Raw genomic sequence first — 14,139 nt, 5'->3', positions numbered from 1 at the left:
TGTTTATCGAGTGATTATTTGTGCGGCAGGACTTGTCTTCGCCTCGGGAAGGCCGCAGGTTCCTTGCCAACTAAAGTTCAAATCGCGGGGAGGCGGATCATGAAGCTCGGTTTCTTTACGATGCCGATCCATCCTCTCGACAAGGATTGGCGGCAATCGCTCCGGGAGGATCGCGAGGCTTTTCTGCTCGCGGACGAGCTCGGCTTCACCGAGGCGTATGTCGGCGAACACGTCACCGACAAGGCCGAGAACATCACCTCCAGCATCGCCTTCATTGCCTGGCTCGCAGCCGCAACCAAACACATCAAGCTCGGAACCGGCACGATCAACATGCCAAACACGCATCCGGCAGCCATCGCAGCGTCCGTCGCCATGCTCGATCACATGCTTGATGGCCGTTTCATCCTTGGAATCAGCCCCGGTGGATTGCTGTCCGACGCGGAGGTTTTCGGCAATCTCGATGCCGACCGCAATGCCATGTTCCTCGAAGCCATCAATCAGGTTCTTGATATCTGGGCCGGTAAGCCGCCCTATGATTTGCAGGGCAAATATTGGAACATTTCGGTCAAAAGGACTCTGATCGATGATATCGGCCAGGGAATCGTCGCTCGCCCCTTGCAGGCCCCTCACCCGCCAATCGTGGTGACCGCGGTTGCGCCATTCTCAAAGGGCGTGACGGAGGCGGCGGCGCGCGGCTGGGATCCGATCTCGGCAAACTTCCTGATGCCGGCATGGGTGAAGAGCCACTGGCCGAAATATGTCGAGGGTTGTGCGCGCGTGAACCGGGCAGCCGAGCCTGCCAATTGGCGTGTCGCCAAGAGCGTGTTCGTGGCAAAGGATGCAGCAACCGCGAAGGCCTATGCCACGTCGCGCGATAGTCCCTACGTGTACTATTATCACCAGCTGTTCACGAAGCTGAAGCGCAGTGGCCGGCTCGAGTTGTTCAAGACGCGACGGGATCAACCCGACGCCGAGGTCACACTGGAGTCGATCTGCGACAAATTGATCATCTACGGCACGCCCGAAAGCGTGGCTGACCAGTTGCTGGCGTTCGAGCAAGAGATTGGCACCTTCGGAACCCTGCTTTACGCCGGCAAGGACTGGAAAGATCGCGAGCTTGGCCGTCAATCGATGATCCTGATGGCCGAGAAGGTCCTGCCGCGGATCAATGCCACTGCTGCCGGATCATCGACGTGAAGGAGGTTCGACATGGCCTTTACTGATCGCATTCCGTACCAGGCACAGGTCGATCGACCGAAACTGACATTACCTGACGGCAAGAAGCTTGCCGTGTGGGTTATCCTCAATGTCGAGGAATGGCGCATCGAGAATGCGATGCCACGCACCGTGCTGAGCCCACCGATGGGCCAGCCCTTGCTGCCCGACGTGCCGAACTGGTCGTGGCATGAATACGGCATGCGCGCCGGCTTCTGGCGGCAGTTCAAAGCTCTGACCGATCGAAAGATACCGGTGACACTGGCTGCGAACGCCAACGTCTGCAACAGCTATCCGCGTGTGGCGTCGGCGGCGCGCGAGGCGGGCTTCGAATTCATGGGACACGGGTTTGTTCAGGGCCCGATGCACAAGGTCGAGAACCAGGCGGACGCAATCAAGCGCGCGGTCGACACGATTGCTGGATTTACCGGCAAGCCGCCGCGATCATGGGAAAGCCCGGGCCTGACCGAAACCGAAAAAACGCTCGATCTCCTGCGCCTCAACGGGATCGAATACGTGGCCGATTGGGTGATCGACGATCTCCCCCAGGACATCGCCACGCCGCACGGCACCGTGACGACGATTCCCTATTCGGTCGAGACCAACGACATTGTCATTCACGCGCTGCAACACCTTCCGTCGGAACAGTTCCTGACCCGCTGCACTGACCAGTTCGATCGGCTGTACCTTGAGGGCGCAGAGAACGCGCGGATCATGGCCATCTCGGTGCATCCCTACATCACGGGCGTGCCGCATCGTATCAAGTACCTGGAGGCCCTGCTCGATTACGTCATCGGCCATGACGGCGTCGCCCTCATGACGGCAAGCGAGATCGGAGATTGGTATCGGGGTCAGATGGCGACAATGTAGCCCGGGTCAGCCGACGACCTTGATCGGCGCCCGTCGACGATCGGTCGCGCTCTCCGCCATCCTCTCAAATCCCGCGAGGAAGATATCCAGCGCGTCACTGATCATTTGCGCCTTGTCCTCGAGGACAGGCGCTTCGTAGATGTACTTGCGTACGCCATAATAGAAGATGCCGCCGTGAAACACCCAGGCCAGCTCGAGTTCTGCGGCGCTGGGCCTGCCTTGCGTCGCGAGGCCGGCGTCGTGGCGGCATTCCCGGAGAATGCGTGTCAGGATCTTGTCCTTGACCATGCCAACATACCACCGATTGATATCGAGGCCCTTCAGGCCGGAGTAGAGATAGATCCGGAGCCATCTTCGGTTGAAAATCGCGTCGGTATAGATCTCGTAAAATTCCTGAAGCCGCACGCGGAGCGGACGTGACCGATCCGAGAGCAACTTCTCCCAGCCGATTTCAAGCGGTTCGAGATATACCTTGCGGTAGACCTCCTTGATGAGATCGTCCTTGCTCGGAAAGTAGCGGTAAAGCAGCGGCTGCGTTACGCCGAGCTTGTGAGCAAGGGCGCGCGTGCCGCCGCCAAATCCCTCCTCCGCAAATAGCTCGGTTGCCTTGGTAACGAATTCACTGCGACGATCGACGGCTGATAGTCGCCTCTGCTTGGCACGAACGCGCTTGACGGGCGTCTTTCGATTCATGATGTCTTGTCACCACCCTCAGCCAAAAACCCGCCAAAACCTCCGCGCGCGAACACCAGCGGATTGTTCCGGTTATAGGCGTAGGCTTCCACCGCGCCCAGGAAAATGACGTGATCCCCGCCATAGTAGCGGTTGGCGGCACGGCACTGGAAATTCGCGACCACATCGGCAAGCACGGGAGCATTCCCGAGGCCCGGCGTCCAGCTCACACCCGCGAACTTGTCACCCGACGATCTGGCAAACTGCACCGCCAGCGCCTGTTGCGACGCGTCTAGAACGTTGACCGTAAAATGGCTGGCATTCTGGAAGATCGGCAGTCCCTGCGAAAACATGCCCAGGCTCCACAACACAAGTGGCGGATTGAGCGACACCGATGCAAAGGAATTACAAGTAATTCCATAGGGCCGTCCTTCAGCCGCCATCGCGGTGACTATCGTCACACCTGTTGCGAACGTACCGAGCGCATTGCGGAAATCACGGGGATCGATCGCCGAACTATCGCTTGCGAGCTCACTGGCGGGATCCAGCGGATGTTTGGGCGAGTCGGACATCCGGCTTACCTCAAAGCGTCAGGTTTTCAGACGGCAGCCCCAGAGCCACCCGCCCGTAATTGGTGCCCGCCGCGTCAAAATTGAACGCGAGATGCGAATTCACCGCGTGCGCGTCGCGGAATTGGCGCTGCAACGCTCCGGAGGTAAACAGGCTGCGTGCGCCGCCCGCCGCAAATAGAAGAGACACCGCCTCGGTGCACAAATTGACCGCGAACGCACCGTCGCGCCGAAGCTTCGTCTTCGCTGCAATGCCCGGGATATCGCCACGCCGGACCTCCGCAAGTGCCTCAACGCAGCTCGTGCGCATGATTAGCCGCGCGGCATCGATCTTCGCCGACGCCTCGGCGATCTTGATCTGTGTGCTTTGCAGGTCCCCAATCTTGGCCCGGTTATATGTCGAAGCGCGGTGTCGCGCGATCTCGACATAGTCATCAAGGCAAGCCTGCGCATTTCCCAAACCAACCCCGGACAACACATAGGGAAACAACGAAAAGACCGGAAGCATGTAGAGCGCATTCGGATTGACGATACTGCCCGGCGTCGCACCTCCCGCAAGATCGCTGACGGCAACGGTCATATGCTCGGGAACGAATGCGTCGGTGACCCGCACGTCGTTCGATCCCGTTCCGCGCAAGCCAGCCGCATTCCAAGTGTCGTCGATGCTGTAGTCCCGCCTGTTCAACAGGAATAGCCGATACTCGACACCATCGGCCTCATCATCCGAGGCGACCACGCTCGCGAGCATGTTCCATCCGCAGGATTCCACCCCGGACGAAAACGGCCAATGACCACTCAGAACATATCCGCCACTTGCCTTCCTCGCACGACCTGCCGGGAAGACAAAGGAAGACGCGATCAGCGCATCCGGATCCTCTCCCCACACCGCGCTCTGCGCTTCGGGCGCGAACATACCCAGCATCCAGTGGTGACTTGCAAGGTTGGCAAAATTCCAGGAGACCGAGGCGTCTCCCTGCCCGAGGGCATCGGCGCAGTCGACCAGGGCAACATAGTCGAGCTCGCTGCCTCCGACGCGCTTGGGCTGCAGGATCCGGAAAAGGCCGCTGTCAAGCAAATCCCGCTCGGTCTCCGGCGGCAATCTGCGCAGCTCTTCGGTCCGCGATGCCCGTTCGCGCAATGCCGGAACAAGCGCCCTGGCGCGTGCGACCATGACCGAATAACGATCCATATCCGGGCCTGGCTGTACCTTCGTGTCGAGCCCGCGGCCAACCTCAACCATGGTCTCTTCCTTCGTTCGATCTCCAAGACATTTGCGCGCGCGATCGAGCCGTCAACTCAGTTTATCGATCGATCACCAGAGATCAAGGCGCGCAAGCCTGCATTCCGCGAATTCAGCGCTCAGGATCCACGACTGCCGCCGGGCGCCCATTTAAGGAAACGCTTCCAGCGATGCTTCGTTCGCACTGCAGAGGCCCATTCTAGCATCCCCACGCCCAAAATTCGATGCCGGCTACGACCGCGGCTTGCCAAAGGATGTTACCCATGGCCAGAAACGCAAAAAACCCCGATCGCCGAAGCCACCGGGCGCTCAACGTCATCGAATTGTTCGCGACAACCCGAAGCCACGTCGCAGGATCTAGACGAGCTCCTTCCTCCAATACAGCGTGTGCTGCCATGCCCAGGGCGAGACAGGTTCGAAGAGCCGATATCCTCGCCGGATAAAATCATTGGCCAAGAAGATGTACTCGCTCGGAGCCGTGTCGCAATCCGGATCAGGATCAGGCAACACCGCACGAAAATGCGACCGTGGGAACGTCCGTCTGCTCGCGTTTGGAATGCGGGCGCTGAATGAACTGGATGATCTCGGGGCTCATGCAAGCTCCCACAACGCGATGGCAACCAGATCCGCGAGCGCGAGCGATATCAGATAGGCGGTCATGCAAACCTCGTTGATCGGCCGTCAGCGCGCGATGCGGCCATGGCATGAATGTGCGGCAGATCGCGCAGCGGGCGGCGATCTTTGGGGCGCGAACCTTAGCCCTGACGAGTGGGGCCGCGGGCGGCGCCGGCTTTCGCCGCGCCGCAGGACCGGCGCGTTCGCGCGCACCAGCCAATTCGTTCTCTTTTCAAGGGGGCCGGACGGCGGCGCGCTTGCGACACTCAGGCGACGGGCTGGGAGGATATGGCGTCGTGACGGTGCGGTCGCCGTCCGATTGGTGAAACGGCAAAGGAAAAGCCCGCCGCGGATTGCTCCGCGCGGGCTCAACAATTTCTGATTTTCGGATTATGACCCTGAGTTGCCCGACGTGTCAAACCTATTTCGGGCTGAATGCGATCGGTAAAATGCGATGCGTCGGCTTCGATGGTGAGAAACCGCCTTGAGCGAAAGTTTGGGCATTGATCCGGAATCGCAGCGCAGGCCGGTGCCAAGCGCCTATGCTTGCTGCGATGATGTGTGCCCGACGCGTCAAGCGGACATCTCACAATATTTGGATCGACATCAATGCAGTTTTTGGCCTGCGTCGGTCGAACTGACCCGCGCCGCATTTGATTGCAAGGAGGAAGCGTCGATGTATTTCGTTGCTGCCGTGCTCGCGGTCCTGTCCGGCCTGTTCTACGCCGCGGGCCATCATCAGATCGGCTCTCTCGGTGCCACCATGTGCCAGTATGGCGGCATGTTCTGCGACAGCCCGGTGCTGGTTCTCGTTGGTGCAGGATTTGCAGCAGCGTGGGGCATGCTGGTCAGCATTCGCTGATCATCCCGCGACATTCCGACGATGATTTTGTGCCGCTGATTTGCCCGACGTGTCAATTCCCGCGCCCTGCGTCGGGATGTGATCCCACGAACGCCCGCAGCTATTGCGGCGTGCTCGGGTTTGCCGGATGAGCGGGCTTTGGGCCGGGTGGATCAGGCTCGATCGGTGCCTTGGGCTCGGTCGGTATGACCTTTGCGCCAGCCGCGCGCGCCGCCTCGCCGGTCGTTGAGTAGTTAGCCGAAGCGGCCGGCTGCACGTTCGGCTTGTTCCACGGACCGTGATCCACGATCAGCATGCCGAGCACGCCGAGGATCGCAACCACGGCCGCGACCAACAGCGGCGTGCCACCATGCCGATTTCGATGCTTGACCGAACCGCCATCTGCAATGCCATGCGCCTGCATTGTCATCATCGTCTCCTCCACGGAAACAAGCCGCGACCCGCGCGTAAGTTTCCGGTTCCCCGATGTGAAAGCGAGGCATGTCGGTGGAACCAATCCGCCGCTGCGGAATTTCTGGGATATGTGACCGCCATCGCCGTTCAATACGTGCGGATGGCAAAGGCGTTGGTCACCTGACTTTCAATAAATCGCGGCACGGCACATGAGCTCCGAAACACCCGAGTTCCCGCTTCAACCCACACTCGGTGAACGAGCGATCGACACCGCGACGGACGTCTCGCGTACGATCACGGAGGTGTCGGATGGACTCCGAGCCGCCGCCGATCGCCTCAGCGATGCCATCGCGACCTCGCGCCGACCGGGCGGAGCCCTGGCCACCGTGAGTGCGGTCACGCGCGAAGCGCCGCTCGCAAGCCTGTTCGTCGCGTTTCTGCTCGGCGTCGCCGTCGCGCGCCGGCGCTAAACCGTCGATGGGGCCGCGAACGCCGTCCTAGAACTTGCCCTTCGTCGCGTCCTTGGTCGCCGACATCACGCTACCGCTGATCTGCCGCATGTGTTCGCCGGCATTGGTGAACTGGCTGCGCAGGAATTCCGACTGGATCCGCATCGCCTCCTGCAGATCCGTTGCGTGCACGAGCTTGCGCGCATGCTCGAACGCCGCCTTCATGTTCTGCTCGGTGAACGACAGCGCTTGTTTGGAGATCTCGGTACCGGCGCCCGGCATCGACGTCATCGACTTGCTCGCAGCATCAAAGAACAGACTGAAGGCCTGTTCGGCCTGGTCGATGGTCTTTTCCGCGAGATCGCGCAACTCGGCGGGAACTTCAAGCTTAGGCTCAATCATGATCGCGCCCCCTGAAATAAGCGTCTGGCGAGGTTAGCATAGATTGTGACGGCGTCAGCGCCGGATCGCGAGCAATGACTCGCTCCGGCCAATTGAGGAAAAATTACCTAGCCACGACCGACAGCCGATTCCAATTATGTCAGCACTGTGGCATAGTGATTCGGCTTCTTCGTCGGCCGCGTTCGCGTCTCTGGGGAATAAGGGGATCCGATGCTGCGCGCCGTTCGTCCGACACCGACCTGCACCCGGTTCAAGACCAGCATAGAGATGCCGTGCATGAAGTGCGGCACGCAAATGCGGCTTGCCTTGATCGAGCCTCGCGACCAAGTCTACGACGTGCTGACCTATCAGTGCACGCCTTGCAATTCCGGTGAAAGCTTCCTGAACGCGCGCTAGGCTGCGCGCCTATTCAGTCCCTCACCACGGCGGCTCCCGTCTCCGTCAGCCCGGGCTCGTCGTCATGCAGTTCGACGAGACCGAGCTCAGCGAGGATGTGCAGATCCTCGTCGCTGACCGGTGACAATTTGAGCCTGCCGGCCTGAATATCCCGCAAGGTCCAGCGCAAGCCGATCGCGCGCTCGAGTGAAAATTCCGCGAATGGATTATTTGCCATCCGCCTCGACTAGTGCGGCATTTGGATCAGACTTTGTCGTTGCCGCGGCGGCTTCATGGACACCACAGATTGATCGCCGCTGGCGCGATCGAGGCGCACAATGCCTCGACCACGCCAACGCTTCATAGATTGCTCGCAGCGGCTCAGTAGCGGTAGGGATCGATATCGAGAAGCGGGAATGCGCTGAACACGCTCGGCAGATTGGTCGGCATCGCCGGATGCAGGTAGGATTTGTCCAGTTCGGCAAAGCTGGTGACGCCGAGCAGACCGAGGCAGCGGATCACCTCGTCCTCCAGCAGTTCAAGCATCCGGACAATGCCGGCCTCGCCGGCCGCGGCAAGCGCCCAGCACTGCAGGCGGCCGATGCCGACAAGATCAGCGCCCGAAATGATAGCCTTCACAATATCGGTGCCGCGGCAGAACGAGCCGTCGACCATGATCTTGGCACGGCCCGCGACCGCCTGAACGATCTCGGGCAGGACATGCATGGACCCACGGCCATGGTCGAGCTGTCGGCCGCCATGATTTGAGACGTAAATCCAGTCGACCCCGTGGTCGAGGGCGATCTTGGCGTCTTCGGCGGTGGCGATCCCCTTGAGGATAAGTGGAATCTTGAACTTGTCCTTGATCAGCTTCACCGTCCGCCATTCCAGCCCCTTCTGGAAATCGCCGCCGGTGGCGCGGATGCGGCTCTCGCGGACATAGCGCTTGGCTATGTCGCGCTCGCGCCGGCTGTAGTGGGCGGTGTCGACCGTGAGGCAGAACGCGGCGTAACCGTTGTCGATGGTGCGGCTGACCACATCCTCGACAAAGGCATCGTCGCCGCGCACATAGAGCTGGAAGATGCGAAGCGCATCCGGTGCCGCCCTGGCGGTGTCCTCCAGCCCGGGCTCGGAAACCGAACTCAGCATGTGCGCCGCGCCGAACGTTCCCGCTCCACGCGCGACGGCCGCGCCCGCATTCGGATCGAAGATCTCGAGCGCGCCGACCGGGGCGATCATCACGGGAAGCCGGAGCTTGCGTCCGAATACCTCGATGGAAGGATCGACGTTGATGACGTTGCGCAGGACGCGCGGCCGGAACGCGATCTCGTCGAGCGCCATTCTGTTGCGGCGCATCGTGGTCTCGGTCTCCGAGGCGCCGACGATGTAGTCCCAGGCGTTCTGATTCAGCTTGGCGCGGGCCTTTCGCGCGAATTCGTGCAGGTTCTGGAATTCCTCGCCGCTGGCGCCGAGTTCGACATTGCGCGTCTGCCGAATGGGGGTCCCGTCATTCATGGTGTTTCTTCTCCCGATTTGGCCGGCACATTAGCCGCAGACAAACCGGAAAAGCTACCACCTTGAGCCACGAATCCGGCCAGCGAAGGCCAGCTATTCGCTCGTGAGATAGATCGGTTCTCGACGCGACGCGGTTCGTATCCAGACGACCTCGCCCGAGGCGAGCTAGCTGCCCGAAAACCGGTTTCGGTACTCGGTCGGCGATACGCCGAGGTGGCGCAGAAAGGCCCGCCGCATTCGCTCGTCATCGCCAAATCCCGCGCGCTTGGCGACCTCGACCACACCGCCGATCTGGCGGCTTTCGAGCAGCAAGCGGGCCGTCTCCACGCGCAGCGCCTCGACGCCGCTTGCCGGTGTCATGCCGGTGCGGCTGACATAGGTCCGGGCGAAGGTGCGTGGCGTCATCCCCGCCTTTTCCGCGAGGGTCTCGACCTTGAGGTCGCTCGTGATGTTCTCGATGATCCAGGCGTGCAGCGCGCTGAAGCGTCCCTCGACGTCCGATGCCTGTGCGGCAAGGACGGTGGAGAACTGGCTCTGACCGCCCGGCCGTTTCAGAAACACCACAAGTCTGCGCGCAACATCGAGCGCGATGGTGTGGCCGAAATCCTCCTCGATCATGGCGAGCGCCAGATCGATGCCGGCGCTGACCCCGGCCGATGACCAGACCCGTCCGTCCTTGACGAAAATCGCGTTGGGCTCAACCCGGATATTGGGAAAGCTATCCTGCAGACGGGGACAATAACGCCAGTGCGTTGCTGCCCGCTTGCCGTCCAGAATCCCGGTCCAGGCCAACGCAAATGCGCCAAGGCAAACCGACGCGATACGGCGCGCCTTCGGCAGCGCCTCCGCGATCCAGTTCATCAACTTCGCGTCGTTGCGAATCTTCCAGATACCGGGCCCGCCGGGGATCACCAGCGTGTCGACCTCGGCCGGCGCAATACTGTCGATCGGCGTCGTGTCGATCATCATGCCGACATCGGTTGGCACCAACCCGCCGGAGGTCGACAGGTAGGACAGCGAGTAGTCCGGTCCCGGCAGCTCGATCGCTTCCAGTTCTGCAAACACCTGCGCCGGTCCCGAGATGTCGAGCAAGGTCACACCCGGAAAGGCAACGATCGCGATCCGCCGCGTCGCTTTCTTGTCGCGCGGCTCAGGCCGGGGCGCTTTGGCAGTTTTCGAGGGCATATTGTCCTTTAAGCCATTCGAGGCTGCCCTGTATAGCTCGCATTGGAATTCTGGAGTTCTGCCATGCCGCGAAGTCTGGGCAGCGGATACGAGGCGATCAAATCGCCTTGGACGGATTACGCGATCTACAGTCTACCCGATGCCTCCCGGGTCGAAGCGTGCGACCGTCAGCCGCTGATGGACGCCATGAACGGCATCATTGCCGTCAACTGGCAGGCCACCGAGCCGCACTGGACAACAACCTCCTCGCCCTTCGACAAGAAGTATAGCCTGATCCTTGTCTACGATCGGTCCGGCCTCATTGCCTTCTCGGTCTACCGCATCCTGGAGATGTCGGCCGGACTTGGAATCTATCGCAGCGGCACGGAAGTGCTCCCGGCGCACCAGGGCCGCGGCTTCTACGGCTTCTTCACATCGGAAGTCCTGAAATGCTCCGGCGCCGCCGCGAGAGCCGAGGGCAACGTGCTCTACGGCTGGCGAACCCGCAACCCGATCGTCTGGGCAGCGAACGCTAAGATTTGCGAAAAAGTGACTCCATCTTTGCTCGACGATACGCAGGATCTCGCCCTGCAGGCGGCCTGTATCGAGATGTGCACCTCGCTCTATCCGGGCAAGCCGCTCGAACTGCCCGACATGATCATGCGTGGCGCTTACGGCCACATTAAGCACCATCGGCAGGCCTATCATGGCACCGCGTCGCTGGTCGATGCCGCGATATCGCGGAAGATTCCGAATTCAGCGGATGCCCTTTTCTCGGTGGGTTACGCGAGGGTGTGATGTCGATGCTCGGACAACAAGCTGTTTATGCCCCGACGTCGCGCTTCACCGATCGCGCCTATCTCGCGTGGACGGCGGTGGCCATCGCCTACGCCATCGCCTTCCTGCAGCGCGTATCGCCGCAGTCGGTCAGCCTCAGCTTCATGCACGACTTCAACACCGACGCGGCCGGCGTTGCGATGCTCGCCTCAAGCTACTTCTGGGGCTACACCTTGATGCAGATTCCGGCAGGCCTTCTGGTCGACCGTTACGGCGTCAAGCGCGTCGTTCTCGTCAGCATGATCGCCTCCTCGCTCGGCAGCGCCGCGTTCGCGCTAGCACCGAACCTGCTCGACGTTTTTGTTGCGCGCCTGATCGTCGCCTGCGGCGATGCGCTGGTCTTCACCGCACTCCTGAAGCTCGTGGCACAGAGCTTCGCGGATGAGCGGTTCGGCATGATGTCGGGCATCTCGCAGGTCTCCGGCTATGTCGGGGGCGTGATCGCGACCACGCCGCTTGCAGCTGCGGTCTCAGGGTTCGGCTGGCGGGCCTGCTTCCTGTTCATCGCCTGCATTGGGTTGGCCAACCTGGCTTTCGCCAAGCTCGCGCTCAAGCCAGATCCGGCCTCGCACAGCAACAAGACGCTGAAGGGCGTGGTGATCGCCGCGCGGCAATCGCTGGCTCATGTCGCGAACTGGGGTTGCGCAATGACGTTTGCGTCGCACTTCGCGGTGGTGACGACGCTGTCGGGCGTCTGGGGCATTCCGATGGTCGCGCACTTCTTCCACATCTCCCCGACGGCGGCCGGCACGCCCCTGCTCGCCTTCATGATCGGCAATGCGCTCGGCTCGATCTTCCTGGGTCACGCCGCCGATCGCGCCGCGGCGGCGCTTGAGCGCGCGCTGATCGGCATTTGCGTGCTGCGCATGCTGCTGATCGCGATGCTGCTGCCGCCGATCGCCCAGACATTTGGTCTCGCCTACGTCACCGTCGTGTTCACTGCCTTGGGGCTCGTCGCTGGCGGCACCGTCCCGCTGGTGCTGAAATGCGTCAAGAAGCTCTACACCGCCGATCTGATCGGTGTGGGCGCATCCGTGAACACCACAGCCGCCGGAATCTTCGCCGGCATCTCGCAGCCCATCATCGGCTTCGCGATGCTCGCCGCCAGCAACGCCTCGGGGACCGACGCCGTACACAACACGGCCGCGATCGGCGACGGCGGCTACAGCGCCTTGATTGTCATTCTGCTTCTCATGTCGCTGCCGGGCATTGCCGGACCGCTCTTGATGAGAAGCAAGTTGATAGCTCGTTAGTGTCGTTATGAGTGTAGGGGGTGTTATGGAGCGCTTGTTCTTGAGAAAAGGCGAAGTCACGTCAAACTTTCCGGTCAGCAGCTGGCAGAGCGTGATGTTCTCCGAGTTTGAAGCGCAGATGAGCAGCGAGGCAAGGCCGTTCCCTTGCGTGTTCGGCGTGACCGGACATCGCCAGGATCAGCTCCGCTACCTTTTCCTCGATCCATATGACGTGGCGGTGCTGGGCGAGCAACTCGGGCAATATGTCTCGCAGGCGCGCTCGTTCGGTCCCAACACCTCGTTGATCGTGTTCACGCGGCCCCGCCCGGTGCAGACGCTCGATGCCTATTATCGCAAGATGTGGCTGACGCTCGATCAGCTCGCGCGGCTGGACAAGAACCCGTGGCCATCAGAGATTCCGGAACAGATCGACCATCCGATGTGGGAGTTCTCGTTTGCGGGCGAGCCGATCTTCGTGGTCTGCACGACGCCCGCGCATGTGATGCGGCAGAGCCGCCGGTCCAGCGCCTTCATGCTCACGTTCCAGCCGCGCTGGGTGTTCGACAAGATCCTCGGGACGGAGAAGGCCGCGAACGCCGCGTTCGCGGAGGTGCGCAAGCGCCTGATCCCGTACGACAGCGCAAGCCCCTCTCCGCTTCTTGGCCGCTACGGCGCAACCGACGGCCGCGAGTATCTGCAGTACTTCCTGCACGACGACAACCATGCGAGCTCGGGCTGCCCCTTCGCCAAGCTCGCGCAGAACAAGGCTCAACCGATCGCGAACAAGGAGCAGGCAGCATGACCCAGATCATCGCAGGCACGAAGACTGAATTTGCCATCGCCCCGGAGATCCTGAACCTGCTCCCGGCCCAGGGCTCGGTCGAGCTGCAGCATGATGCGGCCGGCAAGGTGCATCAGTTCCATACCCATCCGGTCGACGAGATCCTGATGATCGTCAGCGGCCGGCTGAACTTCATCTGGGATGGCGGCGAGCGGGTGGTCGGCGCCGGCGACACCATCCTGCTGCCAGCCGGCACCCGTCACCAATCCGAAGCGCTCGAGGGCGGCGCGATCTACGTGATCGCGACGCAAGCGCCCGCCAAGCCAATGAACAGCTGACGCACAGGAAAGATTTGCGAGCACCTCAGGACAGTGAGGGATCGCGCGGCGGCTCAACCGCCAAACGTTCGATCAGCTCGATGACCTCGGAACGCTGGTCGGGCGCAAGTCGAAGGAAAGCCTTCAACAGTCGCAGGCTTTCCAGTGTTTCGCTCGATGGAGCTCCGAGCTTCTTCTGCAGCTCCGCAACGTATGTGGGATTTTTCATCTCGCACCTTAAGTGAGGATTACGAATGGCATACCCAGGTAAACGTGAAGGCTTGGCCCAGAAGGTCGACACCGCAGCACAAGAGGCCGAACGCCTCGGCCTGACCACGGCAACCCTCATCCTCCGGATGGCACGCCTCGAGATTGATCGGGCGGAACCCGAAGAAGTTGAAAGTATGCCAAGGAACAACTTGCGCAGCAAGCCGAACTGAGTTCCCGAAACGGACCAGCTTCAAGGCCGCCGGCGACGCGCCGGGGCCTGCGACGCCTGAAAGACATCTCGCCAGGCGAGAGGCTTTCCTCTCGCCTGCTGTCAGGTTGTTTTGCGAATAGTTGATCTTTTGTGCAGGCTGAGCACGCTGGAGCGTTTTCGAGCGAAGCGGATACCGGTTCGTGTCAAGGA

19 protein-coding genes and 1 pseudogene are annotated in these 14,139 nt (G+C 61.3%); 10 read left to right on the top strand and 10 right to left on the bottom strand.

Going from position 1 to position 14,139, the window contains the following annotated elements; all coding sequences use genetic code 11:
• Window positions 1–99: 99 nt before the first annotated feature.
• Window positions 100–1,197, top strand: coding sequence for an LLM class flavin-dependent oxidoreductase (locus ACVIYL_RS25105; protein WP_456780115.1), 1,098 nt, complete (start codon window positions 100–102; stop codon window positions 1,195–1,197).
• Window positions 1,198–1,209: 12 nt separating this feature from the next.
• Complete coding sequence (locus ACVIYL_RS25100) at window positions 1,210–2,085, top strand: polysaccharide deacetylase family protein (protein WP_253607731.1); 876 nt, start codon at window positions 1,210–1,212, stop codon at window positions 2,083–2,085.
• Window positions 2,086–2,091: 6 nt separating this feature from the next.
• Here the strand turns inward: ACVIYL_RS25100 and ACVIYL_RS25095 are convergent, their stop codons facing one another.
• The 4 genes and pseudogenes from ACVIYL_RS25095 to ACVIYL_RS25080 form a co-directional block, all read right to left on the bottom strand.
• Window positions 2,092–2,778, bottom strand: a complete 687-nt coding sequence (locus ACVIYL_RS25095) for a TetR/AcrR family transcriptional regulator (protein WP_018272811.1) — start codon at window positions 2,776–2,778, stop codon at window positions 2,092–2,094.
• Window positions 2,775–3,329 (bottom strand): flavin reductase family protein, encoded by a 555-nt coding sequence (locus ACVIYL_RS25090; protein ID WP_076834073.1) that lies wholly within the window; start codon window positions 3,327–3,329, stop codon window positions 2,775–2,777. Before ACVIYL_RS25090 ends, ACVIYL_RS25095 begins: the two co-directional genes overlap by 4 nt.
• Before the next feature lie 10 nt (window positions 3,330–3,339).
• Window positions 3,340–4,515 carry an acyl-CoA dehydrogenase family protein gene (locus ACVIYL_RS25085; protein WP_375167139.1) on the bottom strand — a complete coding sequence of 392 codons (1,176 nt, stop codon included), beginning with the start codon at window positions 4,513–4,515 and terminating at the stop codon, window positions 3,340–3,342.
• Window positions 4,516–4,923: 408 nt separating this feature from the next.
• Window positions 4,924–5,019, bottom strand: a pseudogene (locus tag ACVIYL_RS25080) (GNAT family N-acetyltransferase); the annotation flags it as partial.
• A gap of 838 nt (window positions 5,020–5,857) precedes the next feature.
• Here ACVIYL_RS25080 and ACVIYL_RS25075 point away from each other — a divergent pair.
• A complete protein-coding gene (locus tag ACVIYL_RS25075; protein WP_092082963.1) occupies window positions 5,858–6,043 on the top strand; it encodes a hypothetical protein in 186 nt (61 codons plus the stop codon).
• A 100-nt stretch (window positions 6,044–6,143) separates the two neighbouring features.
• On the opposite strand, the gene ACVIYL_RS25070 is transcribed toward ACVIYL_RS25075, so the two are convergent.
• Window positions 6,144–6,446, bottom strand: a complete 303-nt coding sequence (locus tag ACVIYL_RS25070) for a hypothetical protein (protein ID WP_057020638.1) — start codon at window positions 6,444–6,446, stop codon at window positions 6,144–6,146.
• 199 nt (window positions 6,447–6,645) lie between these two features.
• Here ACVIYL_RS25070 and ACVIYL_RS25065 point away from each other — a divergent pair, with 199 nt between their 5' ends.
• A complete protein-coding gene (locus ACVIYL_RS25065; protein ID WP_050383887.1) occupies window positions 6,646–6,906 on the top strand; it encodes a hypothetical protein in 261 nt (86 codons plus the stop codon).
• A 27-nt stretch (window positions 6,907–6,933) separates the two neighbouring features.
• Here ACVIYL_RS25065 and ACVIYL_RS25060 read toward each other — a convergent pair whose 3' ends face one another.
• Entirely contained in the window at window positions 6,934–7,287 is a 354-nt protein-coding gene (locus ACVIYL_RS25060; RefSeq protein ID WP_016847366.1) for a phasin, read from the bottom strand.
• A 210-nt stretch (window positions 7,288–7,497) separates the two neighbouring features.
• Here ACVIYL_RS25060 and ACVIYL_RS25055 point away from each other — a divergent pair, with 210 nt between their 5' ends.
• Window positions 7,498–7,683 carry a hypothetical protein gene (locus ACVIYL_RS25055; protein WP_018272817.1) on the top strand — a complete coding sequence of 62 codons (186 nt, stop codon included), beginning with the start codon at window positions 7,498–7,500 and terminating at the stop codon, window positions 7,681–7,683.
• A gap of 13 nt (window positions 7,684–7,696) precedes the next feature.
• On the opposite strand, the gene ACVIYL_RS25050 is transcribed toward ACVIYL_RS25055, so the two are convergent.
• From ACVIYL_RS25050 to ACVIYL_RS25040, 3 genes are all read right to left on the bottom strand, one after another.
• Window positions 7,697–7,900, bottom strand: coding sequence for a hypothetical protein (locus tag ACVIYL_RS25050; protein WP_253607729.1), 204 nt, complete (start codon window positions 7,898–7,900; stop codon window positions 7,697–7,699).
• A 143-nt stretch (window positions 7,901–8,043) separates the two neighbouring features.
• Complete coding sequence (locus ACVIYL_RS25045; protein WP_253607728.1) at window positions 8,044–9,177, bottom strand: alpha-hydroxy acid oxidase; 1,134 nt, start codon at window positions 9,175–9,177, stop codon at window positions 8,044–8,046.
• 165 nt (window positions 9,178–9,342) lie between these two features.
• Window positions 9,343–10,362 carry a GlxA family transcriptional regulator gene (locus tag ACVIYL_RS25040; protein WP_225645890.1) on the bottom strand — a complete coding sequence of 340 codons (1,020 nt, stop codon included), beginning with the start codon at window positions 10,360–10,362 and terminating at the stop codon, window positions 9,343–9,345.
• 42 nt (window positions 10,363–10,404) lie between these two features.
• Between ACVIYL_RS25040 and ACVIYL_RS25035 the strand changes: the two genes are divergently transcribed.
• The 4 genes from ACVIYL_RS25035 to ACVIYL_RS25020 are packed head-to-tail and all read left to right on the top strand — an operon-like array spanning window position 10,405 to window position 13,529.
• Window positions 10,405–11,139, top strand: coding sequence for a hypothetical protein (locus ACVIYL_RS25035; protein ID WP_456780114.1), 735 nt, complete (start codon window positions 10,405–10,407; stop codon window positions 11,137–11,139).
• Window positions 11,139–12,431: an MFS transporter gene (locus ACVIYL_RS25030; protein WP_225645893.1), complete on the top strand. Its 1,293-nt coding sequence runs from the start codon at window positions 11,139–11,141 to the stop codon at window positions 12,429–12,431. The genes ACVIYL_RS25035 and ACVIYL_RS25030 overlap by 1 nt, the downstream gene beginning before the upstream one ends.
• 40 nt (window positions 12,432–12,471) lie before the next feature.
• On the top strand, window positions 12,472–13,212 hold the full coding sequence (locus tag ACVIYL_RS25025; RefSeq protein WP_253607726.1) for a YqcI/YcgG family protein: 741 nt from the start codon (window positions 12,472–12,474) through the stop codon (window positions 13,210–13,212).
• On the top strand, window positions 13,209–13,529 hold the full coding sequence (locus tag ACVIYL_RS25020; RefSeq protein WP_253589728.1) for a cupin domain-containing protein: 321 nt from the start codon (window positions 13,209–13,211) through the stop codon (window positions 13,527–13,529). Before ACVIYL_RS25025 ends, ACVIYL_RS25020 begins: the two co-directional genes overlap by 4 nt.
• A 25-nt stretch (window positions 13,530–13,554) precedes the next feature.
• Here ACVIYL_RS25020 and ACVIYL_RS25015 read toward each other — a convergent pair whose 3' ends face one another.
• Window positions 13,555–13,737, bottom strand: coding sequence for a hypothetical protein (locus ACVIYL_RS25015; RefSeq protein ID WP_168856031.1), 183 nt, complete (start codon window positions 13,735–13,737; stop codon window positions 13,555–13,557).
• Between the two features lie 25 nt (window positions 13,738–13,762).
• Here ACVIYL_RS25015 and ACVIYL_RS25010 point away from each other — a divergent pair, with 25 nt between their 5' ends.
• Window positions 13,763–13,948, top strand: a complete 186-nt coding sequence (locus ACVIYL_RS25010) for a hypothetical protein (RefSeq protein WP_016847356.1) — start codon at window positions 13,763–13,765, stop codon at window positions 13,946–13,948.
• Window positions 13,949–14,139 lie beyond the last annotated feature (191 nt).

This window comes from Bradyrhizobium sp. USDA 3315, from assembly GCF_054056795.1.
Note: the sequence above shows the minus strand (reverse complement) of the source record. Positions and strands in the feature narration are given on the sequence as shown.

Excerpts from the sequence above, each read along its gene's own strand:
- ACVIYL_RS25070 (WP_057020638.1), bottom strand. The coding sequence starts at position 6,446 with ATGCAGGCGCATGGCATTGCAGATGGCGGTTCGGTCAAGCATCGAAAT.
- ACVIYL_RS25030 (WP_225645893.1), top strand. The coding sequence starts at position 11,139 with ATGTCGATGCTCGGACAACAAGCTGTTTATGCCCCGACGTCGCGCTTC.
- ACVIYL_RS25050 (WP_253607729.1), bottom strand. The coding sequence starts at position 7,900 with ATGGCAAATAATCCATTCGCGGAATTTTCACTCGAGCGCGCGATCGGC.
- ACVIYL_RS25075 (WP_092082963.1), top strand. The coding sequence starts at position 5,858 with ATGTATTTCGTTGCTGCCGTGCTCGCGGTCCTGTCCGGCCTGTTCTAC.
- ACVIYL_RS25020 (WP_253589728.1), top strand. The coding sequence starts at position 13,209 with ATGACCCAGATCATCGCAGGCACGAAGACTGAATTTGCCATCGCCCCG.
- ACVIYL_RS25055 (WP_018272817.1), top strand. The coding sequence starts at position 7,498 with ATGCTGCGCGCCGTTCGTCCGACACCGACCTGCACCCGGTTCAAGACC.
- ACVIYL_RS25065 (WP_050383887.1), top strand. The coding sequence starts at position 6,646 with ATGAGCTCCGAAACACCCGAGTTCCCGCTTCAACCCACACTCGGTGAA.
- ACVIYL_RS25060 (WP_016847366.1), bottom strand. The coding sequence starts at position 7,287 with ATGATTGAGCCTAAGCTTGAAGTTCCCGCCGAGTTGCGCGATCTCGCG.
- ACVIYL_RS25095 (WP_018272811.1), bottom strand. The coding sequence starts at position 2,778 with ATGAATCGAAAGACGCCCGTCAAGCGCGTTCGTGCCAAGCAGAGGCGA.
- ACVIYL_RS25045 (WP_253607728.1), bottom strand. The coding sequence starts at position 9,177 with ATGAATGACGGGACCCCCATTCGGCAGACGCGCAATGTCGAACTCGGC.
- ACVIYL_RS25100 (WP_253607731.1), top strand. The coding sequence starts at position 1,210 with ATGGCCTTTACTGATCGCATTCCGTACCAGGCACAGGTCGATCGACCG.
- ACVIYL_RS25040 (WP_225645890.1), bottom strand. The coding sequence starts at position 10,362 with ATGCCCTCGAAAACTGCCAAAGCGCCCCGGCCTGAGCCGCGCGACAAG.
- ACVIYL_RS25090 (WP_076834073.1), bottom strand. The coding sequence starts at position 3,329 with ATGTCCGACTCGCCCAAACATCCGCTGGATCCCGCCAGTGAGCTCGCA.
- ACVIYL_RS25085 (WP_375167139.1), bottom strand. The coding sequence starts at position 4,515 with ATGGATCGTTATTCGGTCATGGTCGCACGCGCCAGGGCGCTTGTTCCG.
- ACVIYL_RS25015 (WP_168856031.1), bottom strand. The coding sequence starts at position 13,737 with ATGAAAAATCCCACATACGTTGCGGAGCTGCAGAAGAAGCTCGGAGCT.
- ACVIYL_RS25105 (WP_456780115.1), top strand. The coding sequence starts at position 100 with ATGAAGCTCGGTTTCTTTACGATGCCGATCCATCCTCTCGACAAGGAT.
- ACVIYL_RS25010 (WP_016847356.1), top strand. The coding sequence starts at position 13,763 with ATGGCATACCCAGGTAAACGTGAAGGCTTGGCCCAGAAGGTCGACACC.